This is a genomic window from Pseudomonas sp. BF-R-19, assembly GCF_019956445.1.
Taxonomy (GTDB): domain Bacteria; phylum Pseudomonadota; class Gammaproteobacteria; order Pseudomonadales; family Pseudomonadaceae; genus Aquipseudomonas; species Aquipseudomonas fluorescens_BH.
Genome location: NZ_JAHBDN010000031.1, coordinates 1 through 20588 on the forward strand (window position 1 = coordinate 1; position 20588 = coordinate 20588).

Below are 20588 nucleotides of genomic sequence, written 5' to 3' on the forward strand. Positions count from 1 at the left end.
AAGAGACAACCCTGGGGCTGGCGCAATTTGCCAACAGCACCAAGGGTGACCCGAACGCATTGCTGGTGGTCGGCGCGATCATGGTCGCGGGCATCGAACAGAACAAACCGCAGATCAGCCTGAAGGATGTGACGCCCATTGCCCGGTTGTTCACCGAGTACAACGTGATCGCCGTGCGCAAGGAATCTGAATTCAAGACCCTCGATGACCTGATCAAGGCCTTCAAGGCCAAGCCAACGAGCATCACCTGGGGCGGCGGCTCCAAGGGCTCGGTGGATCACATCGGCATCGCCGAGCTGGCGGGCAAGCTGGACGTGCCGGTCAACAAGGTCAACTACGTGGCCTTTGGTGGCGGCGGCGAGGTGGTCGCCCAGGCGCTGGGCGGCCAGCTCAAGGTGATCACCGGCGGTTACGCCGAGCTGGGCCAATACATCAAGACCGGTCAGTTCCGGGTCCTGGGCATCGGCGCGCCGGAGCGGGTTCCCGGCATTGATGCACCGACCCTCAAGGAGAGCGGCTATGACGTGACGATCGGCAACTGGCGCGGCGTTTACGGTGCAGCGGGCCTCACTCCACAGCAGCGTAAAGAGGTGATCGACGCAGTCGTGGCCGCCAGCAACAGCAAGGTCTGGCAGGACAATATCCAGGCCAATGCCTGGACGCCCAGCGTGTTGACCGGCGATGAATTCGGCAAATTCGTCGAGGAAGAACACGTGCGGTTGCGCGCCATGCTGGTCAAGGTCGGGTTGCTTTGACATGGCCACACAGCGCGCAGTGGTGCCGACGCAATTGGCGGTCGGCATCGGCCTGATCGCCATCAGCGTCGTATTGGCGATTGGCGCCTACCGGTTTCCGCCCGAAATGGGCTTCGTGATCCTCCCTGCGTACGTTTATCCCTATGTCGTGGCGGCGTTTCTGGGAGCAGTGGGGCTGCTGCTGGGGTATCAGGCCGTCAGTGGCGGCTTTCGCGAACTGGATAACGATACCGCCACGGTGCCCGGTGGAAAAAACGGTGCGGCGTGGGTGACGGCGGGGCTTGTCGGGGTGGCGGTGCTGATCAACCTGATCGGTTTCGTGCTGGCCGCCGGGTTGCTGTTTGTCTGTTCGGCGCGGGGTTTCGGCAGCCGTCATCCCGTGCGGGACCTGGCTATCGGCATTGCCTTGACCTTGCCGATCTACTGGCTGTTCAACGCCGGGCTGGGGGTTTCCCTGCCGTCGCTGATCAACATCTGGCTTTGAAAGGAGATCGACACCGTGGACATTCTTTCAAGTCTGGCGATGGGTTTTGCCGCGGCGCTGACACCGATCAATCTGATGTGGGGGTTCATCGGCTGCCTGCTCGGCACCGCCATCGGCGTGCTGCCGGGGATCGGTCCGGCGCTGACGGTGGCCCTGCTGTTGCCGATCACCGCCAAGGTCGACCCCACTGGTGCGCTGATCATGTTCGCCGGTATCTATTACGGCGCGCAGTTCGGTGGCTCCACCACCTCGATCCTGCTCAACACGCCCGGTGAGTCTTCGTCGATGGTCACGGCGCTGGAAGGCAACCTGATGGCGCGCAACGGCCGGGCGGGACCGGCGCTGGCGACGGCGGCGATCGGCTCGTTCGTCGCCGGCACCTTCGCCACGATTTTGCTGACGCTGTTTGCGCCCATCGTGGCCAGGTTGGCCCTGAATTTCGGTCCGACCGAATATTTCGCGATCCTGGTGCTGTCGTTCACCACCGTGTCGGCGGTGCTCGGCGCTTCGATGTTGCGCGGGTTTGCCTCGCTGGGCGTCGGGCTGACCATCGGTTTGATCGGCCTGGACTCGACCTCGGGTATTGCCCGCTACACCCTCGGCGTGCCCGAACTGGTGGACGGCATCGAAGTGGTGCTGGTGGCGGTCGGTTTGTTCGCGGTGGGCGAGGCCTTGTACAGCCTTCTCTATCAAAAGGAATCAAACGAAGGACGGCATCGCCTGACCTCGTTGTGGATGACCCGCGCCGACTGGAAACGCTCGGTGCCGGCGTGGTTGCGGGGTACGCTGATCGGTTTTCCGTTTGGTTCGATTCCGGCCGGTGGCGCCGAGATTCCGACCTTCCTGTCCTATTCCACCGAACGCAAACTCAGCAAGTACCCCAAGGAGTTTTCCGCCAACAAGGGCGAGGGCGCCATCGAAGGCGTGGCCGGCCCGGAAGCGGCCAACAACGCCAGCGCGACCGGGTCTTTGGTGCCGTTGCTGACCCTGGGCATCCCGACGTCTGCCACAGCGGCGATCCTGCTGGCGGCGTTCCAGAACTACAACCTGCAACCGGGGCCGATGCTGTTCGAAACCTCCGCCGAGCTTGTCTGGACGCTGGTGGCCTCGCTGTACATCGGCAACGCGATTCTGCTGGTGTTGAACCTGCCGCTGGTGGGGTTGTGGGTCAAACTGCTGCAAATCCCCCGGCCGTACCTGAACGCCGGCATCCTGGTCTTCGCCACCATCGGCGTGTATGGCATGCGCCACTCATCCTTCGACCTGATCCTGATGTTGGCGATTGGCTGGGGCGGGGTGTTGATGCGGCGGTTCGACTTCCCCGTCGCCCCGGTGATCGTCGGCATGCTGCTGGGGCCGATGGCCGAGAAACAACTGCGCAACGCCTTGTCCATCAGCGAGGGCGACTGGACGGTGTTCCTCACGCAACCGATCTCTGCGTTCTTCCTCGCCCTGACGCTGCTGGTGCTGGTGGTGCCCCATGTGTTGCATAAACGCGGCATCAAGTTGCATGAGGATGATTGAGTCCCCCCTGTGGGAGCAAGCCCGCTCCCACAGGGTCTTGCAGTGGACCAGGTGGAAAACCAATACCTGACTAACTCAGGCCAACATCGACATCAACCCACCCTGACGATCCAGTTTGGCCAGGTCGTCGAAGCCGCCGATGTGCGTGTCGCCGATGAAAATCTGCGGCACGCTGCGTCGACCACTGCGGTTGAGCATTTCCTGCATTTTTCCGGGCTCGCGCTCGATATTGATCTCTTGCATCACCGCGCCTTTGCTCGCCAGCAAGGCTTTTGCGTTGCGGCAGTAAGGGCAGGTGTCGGTTGTGTATAGGGTCACGGTGTTCATGGTGGGTCCTCCGTCAATCCAGTCATTCAGGCATCGATGGCCGGGAAGTCGATATCGGTCAGCGCTGTGTTGTTCAGGTAGTTGGTCAATGTCTGCGAAGCCACATGGGCGATCACTTCGATGATTTTGCTGTCGTCGATGCCGGCGGCACGGGCAGCGGCGATCTGTTCGACGGTCAGGTGCCCACGGCTTTCGGTGATCTGGCGGGCGAGGGTGGCGAAGGCGTTTAGCTCGCCGTGTCGTGCGCTGAGGATGTCCTGCTTCGACAGTCCGGTCTTGCTGGCGAACAGTGTGTGAGCGGCCAGGCAGTAGTCGCAGCCGTTGACCTGCGAAGTGGCGAGGGACACCGCTTCTTTTTCCGTGGCGCTCAGGGACGTTTTGCCCAACGCTGCCGAGTTTTGCAGGTACGCGGCCAGCACCGCTGGGGCGTGAGCCAGGACTTTGAAGGTATTGGGCACAAAGCCGACTTTTTTCTGCACGGCTTCCAGCAGCGGGCGGGTGGTGTCGGTGGCGTGTTCCAGGCTGATCGGGGCAATGCGGGTCATGGTGATACTCCGTGGTGTGAAGCGCGGTAGGCGCTGGGTACGGAGCTGATGTTAGGGCGTGTGTCTGGCGTAATGGGTGCAAATCGTCGATGATATGCGACAGATCGTCCAGAATAGCCTTCGAGAGCCCTGTCATGGATCGTTTGTCCACGTTGCTCACACACTTCGGCGTCAATGCCGGCACTTTCCATAGCGGTACGTTTTGCGGCACCGCCGCCTACGATGGCCAACAGACCAGCGGTCATTTGCACTTGCTTCAGGCGGGCGAGTTGCTGCTCAAGATGGGGGATCAGCCGGACCTGCAACTGTCCGAGCCGTCCCTGATCTTTTTCCCCCGGCCCTATCGTCATCGCCTGTTCGCGTCTGAAGCATCCGCCACGCAACTAGTCTGCGCGACCCTGGATTTCGACGGCGGAGCGGGCAATGCCCTGGCGGCGGCGCTGCCGGATTACCTGGTGCTCAAACTCGATGAAATCCCGACCCTGGCCGGGACCCTGGAATGGCTGTTCAACGAGGCGTTCGACGGCACGTGCGGGCGCGAAGCGGTGATGGATCGCCTGTTCGAGTTGCTGGTGATTCTGTTGTTGCGGCACATCCTGAGCACCACTGGCCAGCAGCCGGGCATGATGGCCGGCCTCGCCGATGCGCGCCTGGCTCGCCCCCTGAGCCTGATGCATCAAACCCCGGCCAAGGCCTGGAGCGTGGCCGAACTCTCGGTCGCCGCCAATATGTCGCGAGCCAGTTTCGCCGAGCATTTTCGCCGGGTGGTCGGGCAGACGCCGGTGGATTATCTGGTGAGCTGGCGCATCAGTCTGGCGCAGAAACGCCTGCGCGAAGGTCGACCGATTGCGCTGATTGCCGAAGAGGTCGGTTACGAAAGCCCCTCGGCGCTGGCCCGGGCGTTTCGGCGCAAGACCGGGCTGAGCCCGCGGGAGTGGAAGGGCAACTGACCACCGCAACCCCCCTGTGGGAGCGGGCTTGCTCGCGAAAGCGGCATATCAGGCACCTATGCTGTCGACTGACACACCGCCTTCGCGAGCAAGCCCGCTCCCACAGGTACAGTGGTGGCTTCAGATGTGCATCAGAACTTGAACGCCTGCCGTCCCACCAGCAACCATTTGCCTTCCTGCTTTTGCCAGATCTGGAAGTTTTCGATTTCGGTCGGCACCACTTCAGTGCCTTTGAGCGCTTGCGCCGAGAAGTGGTGACGGACCAGCGCGACATCGCCGGAGACGGTTATGGTCTGGTTCTGCATCTCAAGGGTCTTGAACGCGCTTTTGCCGGTTTCGATGTCGGCGATGAAGGCCTTCTTGTCCTGGATCTTGCCGCTGGAATGCCCGTAGGTCAGGTTCTCGGCGGTCAAGGCGTTCAGTTCCGGGATGTCCTTGTGCAGCATGGCCTGGGTCAGATGGTCGACCGCCTGGGCCACGTCCTTGTCCGCGGCAACCGGGGTGGCCGCGACGTAGCCGCTGAACAGGCACAGAAAACCGATCAGCACTTTTGCTTTTTTCATGGGTGTTTCCTTGTTGTTGTAGGGGTAGCGCGATGACTGGACAATAATTCATCAGTCATCGTACAACCTAGCATGCATTGGAGGAAAAAAGCGAACTTGCCTGGCACCCTTGCCTCGAAGTTAAAAGGGCGATGCCCTGACTTCGAGGTATTGCGCCATGCAGCCTGACCCGCGTTTCCGGCTCGACCTGACGTTGCTCCTGGTGTTCGTGCTGATTGTCGGGGTGTCGGGTTTTTCTCCTCGCAGCCGGGTGGACTGGGCGCTGGAAAACCTGCTGGTGCTGTTGCTGGTGGGGACCTTGGTGGCGGTTGCTCGTCGGTTCCGCTTGTCGGCGACGTCCATCACGCTAGTGTTTGCGTTTCTGTGCGTGCATGAACTGGGTGCCCATTACACCTATTCCCGGGTGCCTTACGATCATTGGTCTTCGGCGTGGTTGGGCTTCAGTTTCGACCGGGCGGCAGGTACGCACCGCAATCACTACGACCGACTGGTGCATCTGAGCTATGGGCTGCTGCTGGTTTATCCGGTTCGTGAAGTGCTGTGGCGGCTGACGCCGTTGCGCGGGTTCTGGCTGTTTTTCGTGACCCTGAACATCATGCTGTCGACATCCGCCGTGTACGAACTGGTGGAATGGATCGGCGGTGCTTTCCTGGGTAAAGACACGGCGAAGGCCTTCGTCGGCGCGCAAAACGATCCGTGGGATTCGCAAAAGGACATGGCCATCGCGGTGGTCGGTGCGTTTGTCAGTCTGTTGCTGGTGTCTTTGCGCGGCATGGTGCAAAAGCAACCGGTGACGACTGCAAGGTGATCGGGTGGACGGCTTCGACCACGGATGAGTTGTCGAGCCTGGTGGGGCAGTCGTCGCAGTTGGTTGATCGATTTCGGCTTTGAGGTGGGTGTACTGACCAGACGATTTGCGGCGGTTTTGAAGGCCTCTTCGCGAGCAAGCCCGCTCCCACATTCGACCGAGTCCTAAAGATGAAACTCGGTCGAATGTGGGAGCGGGCTTGCTCGCGAATGTGTCAGACCAGACACCGCAAAATTGATGATTAAAGATACTTATCCGTCACTGCCCCCTCCGAAGCACTGGACACCGTCTTCGCATACTTGGCCAGCACCCCGCGCGTATATTTGGATGGCGGCCGCACCCAGCGCGACTTGCGCTCGGCCAGCACGGCATCGGAGACGTCCACCGTGATCTGCCGGGTTTCTGCATCGATGATGATCCTGTCGCCATTCTCCACCAGCGCAATCGGCCCGCCTTCAAAGGCTTCCGGCGTGATGTGACCGACCACAAACCCGTGGGAGCCGCCGGAAAAACGCCCGTCGGTGATCAGCGCCACCTCCTTGCCGAGGCCCTTGCCCATGACCGCCGATGTCGGTGAGAGCATTTCGCGCATGCCCGGGCCGCCCTTGGGCCCTTCGTAACGGATCACGATCACCTCGCCGGGCTGCACTTCGCCATTGAGGATGCCGGCCAGCGCACCTTCCTCGCCGTGATAGACCCGGGCCGTGCCTTCGAAGCGCAGGCCTTCCTTGCCGGTGATCTTGGCCACGGCGCCGTTGGGCGAGAGGTTGCCGCGCAGAATGACCAGGTGGGAGTCCTTTTTGATCGGCTGGTCGAAAGGCCGGATCACGTCCTGGCCGGCCGGGTAGTCGGGGACGCTGGCGAGGTTTTCCGCCAGGGTCTGGCCGGTGACGGTCAGCACATCGCCGTGCAGCATGCCGGCATCGAGCATGCGCTTCATCAGCGGTTGAATACCGCCGATGGCCACCAGCTCGCTCATCATGTATTGACCGCTGGGGCGCAGGTCGGCGACCACCGGGGAAACCTTGCCCAGCTCGACGAAGTCATCCAGGGTCAGTTCGACATCCACCGCATTGGCCATGGCCAGCAGGTGCAACACGGCGTTGGTCGAGCCGGCGAGGGCGATCACCACGCGAATGGCGTTCTCGAAGGCTTTGCGGGTCATGATGTCGCGAGGCTTGAGGTCGAGCTTGAGCAGCTCCATGACCTGCTGGCCGGCGCGGAAACTGTCCGAGGCCTTGTCGCCGCCAATGGCGTCCTGGGAGCTGGAACCGGGCAGGCTCATGCCCAAGGCTTCAATGGCCGAGGCCATGGTGTTGGCGGTGTACATGCCGCCACAGGAACCGGGGCCGGGAATCGCCACTTCCTCGATCTGCTTGACCTGGATCTCGCTGATATCGCCCCGGGCGTGTTGGCCCACGGCCTCGAACACGGAAATGATGTCGGTGTGGCCGGCGCCCGGCTGGATGGTGCCACCATAGACAAAGATCGACGGGCGATTCAGCCGCGCCATGCCGATCAGGCAGCCCGGCATGTTCTTGTCGCAGCCGCCGATGGTCACCAGGCCGTCGAAACCCTCACAACCGGTGACCACTTCGATGGAGTCGGCGATCACCTCGCGGGACACCAGCGAATACTTCATGCCTTCGGTGCCGTTGGCGATGCCGTCGGAAATGGTGATGGTGTTGAAGATCACGCCCTTGGCACTGGCGGCATTCGCGCCTTTTTCGGCTTCGAGCGCCAGCTTGTCGATGTGCATGTTGCATGGGGTGACCATGGCCCAGGTCGAGGCGATGCCGATCTGCGGCTTGGTGAAGTCTGCATCGGTAAAGCCCACGGCCCGCAACATGGCGCGTGCCGGGGCGGCCTCCACGCCGTCGATCACTTGAGAGGAGTACTTGCGCAGATCGTCTTTATCGCTCATGACTGCTCCTATCGCTCATGGCTGTTGCTCACACACTCGTTGAGAAAAACACGATGAGTATAGAAGGCCGGGCGCCCGGGCCCGGACTAACCGGTCGGGAACAGACGCGCGGGTAAGCCTTGTCGTGATATTCTTGGCGACAACTTGGTTTGACCTGTTCAGTTTGCGTGTCCTTGCGACGTGCCGACGGAATCACTGTCGCTCAAGTAGCTGAAGCCAATAAAGATAAGAAGTCAGTTCAGAAGGGACATTAAAGTGGGGTCGATGCGGTTCATCGGCCTTGTGTGCCCACCCTGCAATCCTTGAGTGCCGCACCCGTGACTGCCGTGAAACATGGGGCTGTGCGCATGAGGATGGAAGGGCGGATGGCGTTTTATCATAGGTGCTACAGATGTTTAAAAAAGTGAACACGGCCCTGCTGGGGCTGGCTTTGTCCGTGGGGATGTCTTCCGTCCACGCGGAAGAGGCCAAGAAAGTCGATGTGCTGCTGATTGGTGGCGGCATCATGAGCGCGACCCTGGGTGTGTGGCTCAACGAGCTGGAACCAGGCACCTCGATGCAAATGATCGAGCGCCTCGACGGCGTCGCCCAGGAAAGCTCCAACGGCTGGAACAACGCGGGTACCGGTCACTCCGCCCTGGCCGAGCTGAACTACACCCCGGAAGACGAGAACGGCAAGGTTTCGATCCCGAAGGCCGTTGAAATCAACGAAGCGTTCCAGATCTCCCGTCAGTTCTGGGCCTGGCAGGTTCAGCAAGGCGTGCTGAAGAACCCGCGTTCGTTCATCAACTCCACGCCGCACATGAGCTTCGTGTGGGGCGATGACAACATCAAGTTCCTGAAAAAACGCTACGAAGCCCTGCAAGCGAGCCCGCTGTTCGCCGGCATGCAGTACTCCGAAGACCCGGCTGTGATCAAGCAGTGGGTGCCGCTGATGATGGAAGGGCGTGACCCGAGCCAGAAAATCGCGGCCACCTGGAGCCCGCTGGGTACTGACGTGAACTTCGGCGAAATCACGCGTCAGTTCGTTGCGCACCTGCAAACCACGCCGAAGTTCGACTTGAAGCTGTCCAGCGAAGTGCAGGACATCACCAAAAACGAAGACGGCAGCTGGCGTGTCAGCTACAAGAACCTCAAAGACGGCAGCAAGACCGAAACCGACGCCAAGTTCGTGTTCATCGGCGCTGGCGGCGGAGCCCTGCACCTGCTGCAGAAGTCCGGCATTCCTGAAGCCAGGGAATACGCAGGCTTCCCGGTAGGCGGCTCGTTCCTGGTGACCGAGAACCCGACCATCGCCGAGCAACACCTGGCCAAGGCCTACGGCAAAGCCTCCGTTGGCGCTCCGCCGATGTCGGTTCCGCACCTGGACACCCGCGTGCTGGACGGCAAGCGCGTGATCCTGTTTGGCCCGTTCGCGACCTTCAGCACCAAGTTCCTGAAAGAAGGTTCGTACCTGGACCTGCTGACCACCACGACCACCCACAACGTGTGGCCAATGACCAAGGTCGGCATCAAGGAATACCCGCTGGTCGAGTACCTGGCAGGTCAGCTGATGCTGTCTGACGAAGACCGCCTCAACGCCCTGAAGGAATACTTCCCGAACGCCAAGGCTGAAGACTGGCGCCTGTGGCAAGCCGGCCAGCGCGTGCAGATCATCAAGCGTGACGAAGCCGCCGGTGGCGTGCTGAAACTGGGTACCGAAATTGTCGCTTCGCAAGACGGCAGCATCGCCGGCCTGCTGGGCGCCTCCCCAGGCGCCTCGACCGCCGCACCAATCATGCTGACCGTGCTGCAGAAAGTGTTCAAGGACAAGGTCGCGACCCCGGCCTGGCAGGAAAAACTGCACCAGATCGTGCCGAGCTACGGCACCCAGCTGAACGTCAGCCCTGAGAAGGTTGCTGAAGAATGGGCCTACACCGCCAAGGTGCTGGAACTGACTCCGCCACCGGTGATTGCGCCGGCTGTGAAGCCAGTGACTGTCGACACCGATGCGAAGGCACCGAAGGCTAGTGCTGCGAGTGATATGGCTCTGTAACTAGAGACCGGATCAAAAAAAGCCCACTGAACCGGCGACGGTCAGTGGGCTTTTTTGTGGGTGGTGGCACGGGCAACGCTTTGAACCCGGAGTGTCTACGCCGGCCTTAACAGGGATTTCTGTCATCAATTGTCAAGTCGCTGACGCTCAATGAGAAGCAGACAGTTTGGCCCTGACGATACTGGTTTGTTTACCGACCTCGGTAAGGCGAAACCGTAGACCTGATACCTCTCCGCCCTGGCGGGAATTTGTAGGAGCGAGCGTGCTCCGGGCGGCGTTCCGACGATGGACTCAAGTGCGCTACGTTTAGTCAGTAAGCACGCGTTTTCGTTAACGACCATCGCGAGCAAGCTTGCTCCTACAGTCAGTTGCATCTCAATAAAACAATCATAGAGAGCGCAGAATGAAGTTCAGTTTTGTAGACAACAGCAAACCGACCCGCCGGCGGGTTTTACGCGATGCATTCACTCTGGCTTTGGCGGCCTCGCCGTTGGCAAGCCTGGCCAGGGCAGCCGGCGAATCCGGGGCGGCCAGTGAGGCTGCCGAGGAAGTGACCTTTGCCGCGGGCCCACGACCGCTGGTGCAGTACCCGCAAAAACGCCCGTTGACCCTGGTGACCACTCGGCCGCCGCATCTGGAGACGCCGTTTCCTGTCTTCAACGAAGGGCCGATCACGCCCAATGACGCCTTTTTCGTGCGTTACCACCTGGCCAACTTCCCGACCAGCATCGATCCGGACAGCTACCGCCTGACGATCAAGGGCTCGGTCGACACGCCGCTGTCGCTTTCCCTTGCCGAGCTCAAGGCCCTCGCCACACCGGTAGAGGTGGTGGCCGTGAATCAGTGTTCGGGTAACAGCCGTGGCTTCTCGATGCCTCGCGTGTTCGGTGCTCAGTTGGGCAATGGCTCCATGGGCAATGCGCGGTGGGTAGGGGTACCGCTCAAGGCTGTGCTGGAAAAGGCCGGGGTAAAAGCCGAGGGCAAGCAAGTGACTTTCCGCGGGCTCGATAAGCCCGTATTGCCAAGCACGCCGGAGTACATCAAGGCGCTGGACATCAGCCATGCCATGGATGGCGAGCCGATGATCGCCTGGTCGATGAATGGCACCGACCTGCCATTTCTCAACGGTTACCCGATTCGTTTGGTGGTGCCCGGCTATTTCGGTACGTACTGGGTCAAGCACCTGAGTGAGATCGAAGTCGTCGACCATACCTTCGACGGTTTCTTCATGGCCAAGGGTTACCGGGTTCCGGATAACGATTGCTTCTGCATTGCCCCCGGCACCACGGCGGCGAAAACCCTGCCGATTTCCAAATTGCCGGTGCGCAGTTTCATCACCAGCGTTAAACACGGCGATGTATTGCCGTTGAACAAAAGCGTGGTGCTCAAGGGCATCGCGTTCGACGGTGGCGTTGGGGTCAACAAGGTGGAGGTGTCGATCGACGGCGGAAAAACCTGGCGCGAAACCCAACTCGGGCAGGACCTTGGCCGTTTCTCCTTCCGTGAGTGGACACTGCCGATCAGCTTTACCAGCAAGGGAGCCACGCAGTTGATGGTACGAGCGAGCAACAGTGCCGGCGAGACGCAACCATTGCAGGCTGACTGGAACCCCGCTGGCTACCGCCGCCACGTTATCGAAACCACCCACGTCACCGTCGCCTGAGGAGGGCTGCATGAAACTTGTGAAATGCATGACCGCCTTGCTCTGCGCGGCTCCGGTTTTTCTCACCACCCTGGCTGGCGCCGCACCGCTGTCCATCACGCTGCCGCCTGAAACGGCTGTGTTCAAGCCCAGCACGATGCCTGGCTACGCATTGGCGCAGCAGAAGTGTTCTGTCTGCCATTCGGCCGATTACATCAATTTCCAGCCGCCAGGCCTGAGCCTGGCGCAGTGGACCGCCGAAGCGGGCAAGATGCAGCACGTGTACGGCGCTCCGATCAGCGACCAGGATGTGAGTGTGATCGGCGCTTACCTGGCGGTGACCTATGGCAGTGCGAAGGCCAATGATGCCGAGGTTCAGGCTGCCTCGAACGCCCCGGCGGCCCAGCCCCCGGCGGTGGCTGTGGCTGGGGCAAAAGTCGACGCCAAGGCCTTGCTGCAGAACAACGCCTGCCTGTCCTGCCATGCGATCGATCACAAAGTGGTAGGCCCGGCCTACCGCGATGTGGCGGCCAAATATGCCAAGGACCCGCAGGCAATGGACCGGTTGATGTCCAGCATCCAGCACGGCGGCAGCGGGAAGTGGGGGGATGTGCCCATGCCGCCTTTCGCGCAGTTGAGCGCGGACGACCTGAAGAGCCTGGCGACTTTTATCCTGCAGCAGTGAGCCAGTATCAGCCTGATGCGAAAAGCCCACTGAGCCGGCGACGGTCAGTGGGCTTTTTTGTGGGTGCCACGCGGTCCTTGGCAGTCTGTGATTGAGTTGCTCCGTGCAATCGACCGCGATGACTTTTCGATCCTTGGTGCGCAGATCCTGGTCAAATCAAGGGTTTTGTAATCTATCGCTGCCTGACGCCCTCGAACGAACCTGTGCGCACCTCGCCGCTGCGGATGTAGCGGGCGATCAGCACACCCCCGGGTGAGCTGATCGAATTCGCCAGGGTGAAGGCCGATGCCTGTGCGTTGTCGTCGAACAGGCGCTTGCCACGCCCCAACAGGATGGGATAAATCATCAGCCGCAACTCGTCCACCAGGCCGGCGGCAAGCAGTTGCCGCACCAGGTCGCCGCTGCCCTGGGTCAGTAGCTGAGGGCCGTCCTGGCGTTTAAGCGTGCTGATCGCGTCGACCAGGTTGCCCTCCAGCGCATGACTGTTGTGCCAGGCCAGCGAGTCGGCGCGATGGGTGGCCACATGTTTGGGGACGGCGTTGAACAGGTCAGCGATGGTGTGGTGGGATGAATCGGCCCGAATGTGCGGCCAATAGGCGGCGAAAATGTCGTAGGTACGACGCCCCAGCAGCAACTCGAATGGTTGCGAGAACAAGTCCTGTACGGCCTGGCCGGTGGTTTTGTCGGCGTAGGGCACGATCCAGCCACCGAAGCGGAATCCGCCACTGGAATCCTCTTCAGGTCCACCGGGCGCCTGCATGACGCCGTCCAGACTCACGAATGCGGCAACGGTCAGTGTGCGCATGCTGTTCTCCTGGTTGGTCCTGGTTCAAGAGTTTGAGTAGGGAAGTCTGCGGTCCCCTTGAGACCGCTCCCTGAAAGATAGTCGTTTCCATGTGCGACGAAAGTCGTATGGCGGTCTGTGCTGACGAATGTTAACGAACGTTAATCTTGAAAGTGCAATTGCAAATTTGTATCATTCGTTTTCAATTCAGCGAAGCAGGGAACGCCGCGCCAAAACAATAATAAGGTCAAGGCAATGCTCAAAATGCTTCTCGTGTACGGTCATCTGCTCGCTACGTGTATTGCCCTGGGGAGGGTGCTGCAGGCGGATCACAAACTTTGGAGTTGGCGCAAGGAAATACTGGATCAGGCAAGGCTTGAATACCTCGATGAAACCCAGAAGATCGTCAGCCTCGCGCTGCTGGCCCTTTGGGCAAGCGGACTGTTGCTGGTGCTACAGGGTTATCTCAATGAAGGCGACGTGTATCTGCTCAATCAGAAACTCTGGGCCAAGGTGACGGTCGTCGCGCTGCTGAGCCTCAACGGTGCACTATTGCATCGAGTCGGCTTCCCGCTGCTGCAAAAAGCTCCATTCGTCGCACTGCGCAGTGCGGGCCGTACGCGGCTCGCCTTGTTGGGTGCGCTTTCCATGAGCGGTTGGCTATTCGCCGCTTTCCTGGGGGTGGCTCGAGCCTGGAATCACGTGTTGCCTTACCTGCATGTGATGGGCGCATTCGCCGCATTCTCGTTACTGGCTTGTTGCGTGGCACTGGCAGTCGCCAGCAGGGCAGGCAGTGTCGGTGTGCAAAAAACCTCGGTACCGGGGTAGCGATCAACAGACCGTGTTTCATACCTGTAAACTCGGGCTGGCTTCATTGCGCGGGAAAAATTCCCGCGCATAAAATTCAGGCGCAACTGTAAGTCTGACGGATTGCTCCCGTGCTGTTCCCGGATTGCAACGGGTATTGCGTTGGCACTGCTCGCAGTAAATTTATGGGATTATTTCCCACGCAGCTATACTGGGGTTGTCTACTCAGGAATTCGCTGAATGCAATCGTCCACGCTGCCCACCTCGCTCCTCAAGGCCTTGCGGCATGTCATGCAGCCGCTGGTGCGCCTGATGCTGCGCAAAGGCGTCACCTACCTGGTGTTTGCCGACCTGCTCAAGGAGGTTTTCGTCGAAGTGGCGGACCGTGAGTTCCGCCTGGGCGAGAAGGCACCGACCGACAGCCGCATCAGCCTGCTCACCGGCGTGCATCGCAAGGATGTGCGACGCTTGCGCAATACCAGCGACCCGGCTGCTTCCACGCTTCCGGAAAACATCACGTTCGGTGCGCAACTGGTCAACGCCTGGGCCAAGGCGCCCTTTTGCAACGACGCCGGCCAGCCACTGCCACTGCCTCGATTGGCCAGTGTCGGCGGCGACCGCTCCTTTGACGCCTTGGTGGCGCAGGTCAGTACGGATATCAGGGCGCGGGTGGTATTGGACGAGTGGCTGCGCCTGGGGGTCGTGCGCCTTGACGAACAAGAGCGCGTTCACCTTGAAGCCCAGGCCTTCGTGCCACAAAAGGGCTTCGATGAGAAAACCGCTTACCTGGGGCATAACCTGCACGATCATGCCTGCGCCGCGGTACACAATCTGAGCAGCGATGGCCCGGCCTTTTTTGAACGCAGCGTGCACTATGACGCACTGGCCCCGATGAGCGTCGAGGCGTTGCGCGAGGCCGTGGCCAGCGAGGGAATGCAGGCCCTGTTGAGCTTCAACCGACTCGCCGCCGAACTGGAATTCCGGGACCTGCCCAGCCTTGAACCGCGCCAGCGCATCACAGTCGGCCTGTACTTCTACACTGAAGCTTCCGATCCCAATTCGCCAAAAGCCCCTGAACCATGACCGTCAAATTGCGCCTGATTCGTGCAGTCGCCCTCGTTCTGGGCCTCGGGCTTGCGATTGCGTTGCAAGCCGCCCCGGCCTGTGTCAGCCAGAATGACACGGGCACCAGCGAAGTGCCGGTCATCCAGGCACCGGGGGGTACCGGCGGCACGGGCGCAGCGCCTGGCGGCATGGGCGGTACCGGCATCGACACCGACAACGGCGGGATCGGCGGTACCGGCGCACCGCTGAAAAAACGCCCTGGCGGCATTGGCGGCACCGGTGCCGTTGCAGGTGGAGTGGGTGGCACGGGCATCAGTGACGATAACGGAGGAATCGGTGGCACCGGCATTGTCGGCACCATCACCGGGTTTGCCTCGATCTGCGTCAATGGCGTGGAAGTGCACTTCAACAACAACGTCCCTGTCAGCGAGAACGGCATTGCCAGCTCCAGTACCCGCCTGGCGGTAGGCCAAGTGGTTGCCGTACAAGCGTTCAACTCCCGGCGAGGGCTGGAAGCCGGGCGCATTTCTATCCTGCACGCCTACGAAGGCCCTTTGACAGCCCTGCCGCGCGATTCCATGCCCATGCGCGTCATGGGGCAACCGGTACGCCTGGCCAACGGTGCCCAGGTCGCTGCCGGTCTGCGTCCGGGTGATCCCGTACGGGTCAGCGGGCTGCGCGATGCTCGTGGCGAAGTGGTGGCCAGTCGCATCGACCGGGCGCCCGGCCTCAAGGAGGCCAGTGCCATCGGCCCGGTGGATCGCAGCGGCTATCTCCAGGGGCTCAAACTCAGTAATCACCCAGGTGCGGCGCAGGAAATGCTGGTGCGCGGCCACTGGTCCGGTCGCGAGCTGGACGTGAGCCAAAGTCGCCCCGACCCGAGCCTGCCTTTCATTGGCCGGGCACACAATGCGGTGATCGAGGGCCTGGTACAGGGCCGGCAGGACCGCCATTTGGTGGTGGGCGGCTTTAATGTGACGCTGGCGCGCGACACTGTGTTTGTCGGTGTGCAGGCTTCGCAGCTGACGCTGGATCGCCGCGTGCGGGTCAACGGTGTGTTCACCGGCGCGCGGGAGGTGCAGGCAACGCGTATCGAATTGCCCCGCGAGCGCTCCGATTCGCCAGCCAGCAACCGGCACGGACGACTCGGTACCAGCGAGCAAGACACCGACGACTCAAGTGGCTCGGGCAGCTCGAGCGATTCGAGCGGCCCCAACAGCTCCGGCAACTCTGGCAGTTCGGGGGATTCGGGTAACTCGGGCAGTGACAGGAGCGGCCGCTCCGAGAGTGAAGGCAGCGTTGTCAACGATACTCGCCACGGGGGCAGTGACAGTCATGGCGGTGGCGACAGGATAGAACGCGTGGATGTGGACGTGGATGTGGACAAGTCCGGCAAGTCAGAGCGTATCGAGAAGGTGGAGCAATCCGGCAAAGTCGAGAAAGTGGAGAGGGTAGAGACGGTCGAGAAAGTCGAAAAGGTTGAACGTCCGGAGAAAGTCGAGAAAGTTGATCGGCCAGAGAAGGTAGAGAAGGTTGAACGGCCAGAAAAAGTCGAGAAGGTAGAAAAGGTAGAAAAAGTGGAAAAAGTGGAAAAAGTGGAAAAAGTCGAGAAGGTTGAGCCGGTTGAAAAAGTCGATCGCTCTGGCAAGTCGGGTTAAGCAGTGCAGCCATGATGCACTTGCGTCATAAGTAACTAGGCTGGGTAAGTCACGCAACAAAACCTGCGTGTGAACTTCGATGACGCCAGACACGAGGTGAACATGGACCCCAAGCGCATCCTGCTCGTCGGTTGGCTTGCCAGCCTGGCCTTGCCGGCCTTGGCCGATACCTTCACGACCTCGGTCGGAACCGACTACTCGCGGGGCGACTATGGCACCGGTACTACTTCCGAAACCTGGTACGTCCCGCTGGTGGGCAGATACGAAACCGGTCCCATGACCTACAAGCTCACCGTGCCTTGGCTGCGCATCACCAATCCTTCGGTCGGCCCTGACGGCGAGCCGTTGCCCGGCGGCTGTGGCAAGGTGGAAAGCGGTCTGGGCGACACCGTTGCCGGTGCCGACTATGCCGTGCTTGACGGCAGCGTTGGCGGGCTGTTCGTGGACCTGATCGGCAAGGTCAAGTTGCCCACCGCCGACGAAGACGAGTGTCTGGGTACCGGCAAAACCGACTATTCCGCCCAGGTCGATGTCGCCAAAGCCTTCGGCCCTGTGACCGGGTTCGCGACCCTGGGCTGGAAAAAGTTCGGCGACCCGTCGGGCTCCGACTTCGACAACCCGATATTCGCCGGCCTCGGCTTCGCCATGCCCGTGTTCGCGCGCACCACGGCGGGCGTGTCCTACGACTGGCGACAGAAGGTCGTTTCCACGGGCGACCAGATCAAGGAACTCACCCTCTTTCTCACGCACAAGCTCAATCAGAACTGGAAGATTCAGTTGTATGCCGTCAAGGGGTTTTCCGACGCCAGCCCGGATGGCGAGGCTGGACTGTTGCTCAGCCACGGTTTCTGATATCCGGCCGTTGCCTGATATTTGGTTGTTGACACTTGGGCTGACAGGGCTAATCTGAATATGTGGGAATATTTCCCACGCTAGAATGCTAACTGGCTCTGAGGGATCGTACGGAAACCGCGGTGGCTCGTTATTGCTGCAGACTTATGGCCGTGCCGGTTGGCTGGCCGCTCCAATGGGCGGCCGGGAACTCACTGGACATTGCGTTCGATAGGGAGGTGACAACGCAACTCCAAGCGGAGGTGCATCATGCTGCTCAAGAAATGTTTGTTGGCTCTGGCAATAGGCGGGGTCCTGTCGGCATCGACCGTCCTGGTGCCCGATTACATCGGTAGTTTCTCCAGCGTGTATGCCAAAGATGGCGGCAGCGGCGGTGGTGGTAGCGGCGGAGGCGGTGGAGGTCACGGCGGTGGCGGTGGCGGCGGCTCCGGAGGTGGTGGTAACGGTGGTGGCGGTGGCTCCGGAGGTGGTGGTGACGGCGGAGGCGGCCACGGCGGCGGTGGCTCCGGTAGTGGAGGTGGTGGCTCCGGTAGTGGAGGCTCCGGAGGCGGTGGTCACGGTGGTGACGGCGGTGGCGGTCATGGTGCCGCAGGCCATGGTGGTGACGGTAATGGAGGCCCTGGGCGCGGCGACGCTGACCATGGTGGTGTAGCCGGGAACAAAGGCCCGGGCAATGCACATGACAACGACGATGACCATGGTGGTATGGCCGGGAATAGAGGCCCAGGCAAAGCAAAAGACAAAGACGCGCGTGACAACGACGATGACAACGACGCGGATAACGCCGCAGATGCAGCCAGGGAAGCCGCAGAAGACGCCGATGACGCTGCAAGGGAAGCCGCAGAAGACGTTGGTGACGCTGCAAGGGAAGCCGCAGAAGACGTTGGTGACGCTGCAAGGGAAGCCGCAGAAGACGCCGATGACGCTGCCAGGGAAGCCGCGGAAGACAGAGGCGTTGCCAGAAATGACGCTGATGTAGCCAGAGACGCGGCCAAGGCTGATGCAGATGCGGCCCGGGATGCGGCAAAAGCCGCTGCAGATGCAACCCGGGACGCTGCCAGAGCTGAGGCGGATGCAATCCGGGATGCCGCAAGAGCTGCTGGCGTACCGCGCGCAGAGGCAGATGCAGCCAGAGACGCTGCCCGGGCCGCTGCGGATGCAGCCAGGGACGCCGCCAAGGCCGACGCAGATGCTGCCAGGGACGCCGCCAAAGCCGAAGCGAACGCAGCCAGAGCGGCTGCCAAAGCTGAGGCGAGAGCGGCCAGAGAGGATGTGGCGGACGCCCCGGATGCACCGGATGCGCCAGACGCCCCGGATGCTCCAGACGCACCAGACGCGCCGGATTTCGACACGGTTGAGGTGCAGAACTAGGCCCGCACGTTCGGCAATGAACACGGCAGGCTTACCCGTCGATGACGTCCAGGGAGTTTGAAGGACGAATCGGCAATGAGTCGCAAGCCCCGAAGAATCGCGGGGGCTTGCGACTTTTTTTCGACTTGGTGTCTTTGAAATTTCCTGCCGCAATACCGCTCATCCATGGTGGTTTGTGCGAAAGCCCGCGCGTTGCCCCAGGGTTTTTGCACGAATCTTCACGGCTGTCGCTCGTATCATTTCACCCGGAAACCACGGTGAGCATTGCGATGACAAAAAACACAACGTTGTGGGACATCAGCCCACCCTTGAGTAGCGAAACACCGACCTGGCCGGGAGACACGCCATTCCGGGAGGAGCGCGTCTGGACCTACGGTCCCGAGTGTCCGGTGAATGTCGGACGCATCACCCTGTCGCCGCATACCGGCGCCCACGTCGATGCGCCGCTGCACTACAGCGCCGACGGCGCGGCGATTGGCGATGTCGGGTTGGACGTGTATATCGGGCCTTGCCGCGTTTTGCATTGTCTGGACAGCGGCGAACTGGTGCAGCCGGGGCAACTGGAGGGGCGTTTGCACGATGTGCCCGAGCGGGTGCTGCTGCGAACCTATCGACAGACACCGCTGACGACCTGGGATTCGAATTTCACAGCCGTTGCCAAGGAAACCATCGACCTGTTAGCGAGCCTTGGCGTGCGCTTGATCGGCATCGATACGCCGTCGCTGGACCCCGAGCAATCCAGGACCATGGATTCACACAGTGCCGTAGCCCGCCATCACATGGCGATTCTTGAAGGCATCGTGCTGGAGGAAGTCCCGGAAGGCGATTATGAATTGATCGCCTTGCCGCTGCGGTTCGCTCATCTGGACGCCAGTCCGGTCAGGGCAATTTTGCGGCCGTTGAGTACTACACAACGCGTGTAACCCATTCAACAGATCCGAAGTGGACGCCGGAATCGGGCGCCCGGTTCCGGCGCCCGGTTCCGGCGCCCGGTTGCCGCTGCCGGCGTTTCGCGCTTCAAGTTGTTCGACGCATTCAAGAAGTACTTCGCCCTGTCGCCGATGGCCTACCTGAAAAAACATCGCTTGAACGCCGTCCGCCAGGAGATCCTCGAGCACGGCACGGTACGCAGTATTTCCGGGATCGCCATGGGCTGGGGCTTCATGCACCTGGGCCGTTTTCCACCGAGTACCGCAAGCTGTTCGACGAAACCCCGAGCATGACCTTGCAGCGCAACGAAGCCCGGCGCCAGCAGGGACTTTGAAGGGCCGCCCCGGCCTTACCTGCGTAACACCAGATCCAGCAATTGCTCGCGCTCCTTGATTTTTTGCAGGACGATTTCCGAACGTATATCGGTGACGCCGGCGGTGCGGTTGAGGTGATTGACGATGAAATCCGAGAAGTGTTTGAGGTTGCGGGCCTGGACCCGCAACACATAGTTGCTCGCCCCGGTAATGACATAGGCGGTGACGACTTCCGGCCACTGCTGAACCTTCTTGATGAAGGTCTCGTGCCAGTCCTCGACGTCCTGTCGCAACGACACATGGACGATCGCTTCCAGCTCAATGCCCAGCCGCTCGGCATTCAGCACCGCGCGATAGCCGGTGATGATTCCTTCGCTTTCCAGCAGGCGCAACCGGCGCAGGCAAGCCGAGGGTGACAAGGCGACTTTCTCCGCCAATTCCTGATTGCTGATACGGCCATCCTGTTGCAATTGATGCAGGATTCGCAGGTCTGTCGAGTCAAGATTCATAGTTTGAATAAATCCGCGTTTATTGGGGTTGGATTCGAATATTCTGCGAAATAACT

Annotated in this window: 20 protein-coding genes and 1 pseudogene; 15 read left to right on the plus strand and 6 right to left on the minus strand. The window is 61.0% G+C overall.

Going from position 1 to position 20588, the window contains the following annotated elements:
* The 3 genes from KGB28_RS03000 to KGB28_RS03010 form a co-directional block, all read left to right on the plus strand.
* Nucleotides 1–755 (plus strand): tripartite tricarboxylate transporter substrate binding protein (locus KGB28_RS03000; RefSeq protein ID WP_223442171.1); only part of this gene is annotated, 755 nt, incomplete at its 5' end.
* Nucleotide 756: 1 nt separating this feature from the next.
* Nucleotides 757–1239, plus strand: coding sequence for a tripartite tricarboxylate transporter TctB family protein (locus tag KGB28_RS03005; protein ID WP_223442173.1), 483 nt, complete (start codon nucleotides 757–759; stop codon nucleotides 1237–1239).
* 15 nt (nucleotides 1240–1254) lie between these two features.
* Complete coding sequence (locus KGB28_RS03010) at nucleotides 1255–2763, plus strand: tripartite tricarboxylate transporter permease (RefSeq protein WP_223442175.1); 1509 nt, start codon at nucleotides 1255–1257, stop codon at nucleotides 2761–2763.
* A 75-nt stretch (nucleotides 2764–2838) separates the two neighbouring features.
* Here KGB28_RS03010 and grxC read toward each other — a convergent pair whose 3' ends face one another.
* On the minus strand, nucleotides 2839–3090 hold the full coding sequence (gene grxC / locus KGB28_RS03015; protein WP_150725458.1) for a glutaredoxin 3: 252 nt from the start codon (nucleotides 3088–3090) through the stop codon (nucleotides 2839–2841).
* Between the two features lie 26 nt (nucleotides 3091–3116).
* Nucleotides 3117–3635 carry a carboxymuconolactone decarboxylase family protein gene (locus KGB28_RS03020; protein ID WP_223442176.1) on the minus strand — a complete coding sequence of 173 codons (519 nt, stop codon included), beginning with the start codon at nucleotides 3633–3635 and terminating at the stop codon, nucleotides 3117–3119.
* Nucleotides 3636–3769: 134 nt separating this feature from the next.
* Between KGB28_RS03020 and KGB28_RS03025 the strand changes: the two genes are divergently transcribed.
* Nucleotides 3770–4585 carry an AraC family transcriptional regulator gene (locus KGB28_RS03025; RefSeq protein ID WP_223442178.1) on the plus strand — a complete coding sequence of 272 codons (816 nt, stop codon included), beginning with the start codon at nucleotides 3770–3772 and terminating at the stop codon, nucleotides 4583–4585.
* 131 nt (nucleotides 4586–4716) lie between these two features.
* On the opposite strand, the gene KGB28_RS03035 is transcribed toward KGB28_RS03025, so the two are convergent.
* On the minus strand, nucleotides 4717–5148 hold the full coding sequence (locus tag KGB28_RS03035) for a nuclear transport factor 2 family protein (RefSeq protein WP_223442180.1): 432 nt from the start codon (nucleotides 5146–5148) through the stop codon (nucleotides 4717–4719).
* Nucleotides 5149–5305: 157 nt separating this feature from the next.
* Between KGB28_RS03035 and KGB28_RS03040 the strand changes: the two genes are divergently transcribed.
* Nucleotides 5306–5956: a DUF2238 domain-containing protein gene (locus tag KGB28_RS03040; protein ID WP_223442182.1), complete on the plus strand. Its 651-nt coding sequence runs from the start codon at nucleotides 5306–5308 to the stop codon at nucleotides 5954–5956.
* Nucleotides 5957–6197: 241 nt separating this feature from the next.
* On the opposite strand, the gene ilvD is transcribed toward KGB28_RS03040, so the two are convergent.
* Nucleotides 6198–7880: a dihydroxy-acid dehydratase gene (gene ilvD, locus KGB28_RS03045; protein WP_223442185.1), complete on the minus strand. Its 1683-nt coding sequence runs from the start codon at nucleotides 7878–7880 to the stop codon at nucleotides 6198–6200.
* A gap of 391 nt (nucleotides 7881–8271) precedes the next feature.
* On the opposite strand from ilvD, the gene mqo reads away from it, so the two are divergent.
* From mqo to KGB28_RS03060, 3 genes are all read left to right on the plus strand, one after another.
* On the plus strand, nucleotides 8272–9915 hold the full coding sequence (gene mqo, locus KGB28_RS03050) for a malate dehydrogenase (quinone) (protein WP_223442187.1): 1644 nt from the start codon (nucleotides 8272–8274) through the stop codon (nucleotides 9913–9915).
* A 403-nt stretch (nucleotides 9916–10318) separates the two neighbouring features.
* The gene (locus KGB28_RS03055; protein WP_223442192.1) at nucleotides 10319–11578 is read left to right on the plus strand and encodes a molybdopterin-dependent oxidoreductase; all 1260 of its coding nucleotides are present in this window, start codon (nucleotides 10319–10321) and stop codon (nucleotides 11576–11578) included.
* A 10-nt stretch (nucleotides 11579–11588) separates the two neighbouring features.
* A complete protein-coding gene (locus tag KGB28_RS03060; protein WP_223442195.1) occupies nucleotides 11589–12242 on the plus strand; it encodes a c-type cytochrome in 654 nt (217 codons plus the stop codon).
* 172 nt (nucleotides 12243–12414) lie between these two features.
* On the opposite strand, the gene KGB28_RS03065 is transcribed toward KGB28_RS03060, so the two are convergent.
* On the minus strand, nucleotides 12415–13047 hold the full coding sequence (locus tag KGB28_RS03065) for a dihydrofolate reductase family protein (protein WP_223442197.1): 633 nt from the start codon (nucleotides 13045–13047) through the stop codon (nucleotides 12415–12417).
* Nucleotides 13048–13281: 234 nt separating this feature from the next.
* On the opposite strand from KGB28_RS03065, the gene KGB28_RS03070 reads away from it, so the two are divergent.
* The 7 genes and pseudogenes from KGB28_RS03070 to KGB28_RS03100 all read left to right on the plus strand — a co-directional run.
* Nucleotides 13282–13854 carry a hypothetical protein gene (locus tag KGB28_RS03070; RefSeq protein ID WP_223442199.1) on the plus strand — a complete coding sequence of 191 codons (573 nt, stop codon included), beginning with the start codon at nucleotides 13282–13284 and terminating at the stop codon, nucleotides 13852–13854.
* 219 nt (nucleotides 13855–14073) lie between these two features.
* Entirely contained in the window at nucleotides 14074–14916 is an 843-nt protein-coding gene (locus tag KGB28_RS03075; RefSeq protein ID WP_223442201.1) for a DUF6502 family protein, read from the plus strand.
* Nucleotides 14913–16556 (plus strand): DUF5666 domain-containing protein, encoded by a 1644-nt coding sequence (locus tag KGB28_RS03080; RefSeq protein WP_223442203.1) that lies wholly within the window; start codon nucleotides 14913–14915, stop codon nucleotides 16554–16556. Before KGB28_RS03075 ends, KGB28_RS03080 begins: the two co-directional genes overlap by 4 nt.
* Before the next feature lie 102 nt (nucleotides 16557–16658).
* Complete coding sequence (locus tag KGB28_RS03085) at nucleotides 16659–17408, plus strand: hypothetical protein (RefSeq protein ID WP_223442204.1); 750 nt, start codon at nucleotides 16659–16661, stop codon at nucleotides 17406–17408.
* 249 nt (nucleotides 17409–17657) lie between these two features.
* Complete coding sequence (locus KGB28_RS31485) at nucleotides 17658–18779, plus strand: hypothetical protein (protein ID WP_263296522.1); 1122 nt, start codon at nucleotides 17658–17660, stop codon at nucleotides 18777–18779.
* Nucleotides 18780–19048: 269 nt separating this feature from the next.
* Nucleotides 19049–19702, plus strand: a complete 654-nt coding sequence (gene kynB / locus KGB28_RS03095) for an arylformamidase (RefSeq protein ID WP_223442206.1) — start codon at nucleotides 19049–19051, stop codon at nucleotides 19700–19702.
* 72 nt (nucleotides 19703–19774) lie between these two features.
* A pseudogene (locus KGB28_RS03100) lies at nucleotides 19775–20043 on the plus strand (helix-turn-helix domain-containing protein); the annotation flags it as partial.
* A 15-nt stretch (nucleotides 20044–20058) separates the two neighbouring features.
* On the opposite strand, the gene KGB28_RS03105 reads toward KGB28_RS03100, so the two are convergent.
* Complete coding sequence (locus KGB28_RS03105) at nucleotides 20059–20532, minus strand: Lrp/AsnC family transcriptional regulator (protein ID WP_223442209.1); 474 nt, start codon at nucleotides 20530–20532, stop codon at nucleotides 20059–20061.
* Nucleotides 20533–20588: the final 56 nt, after the last annotated feature.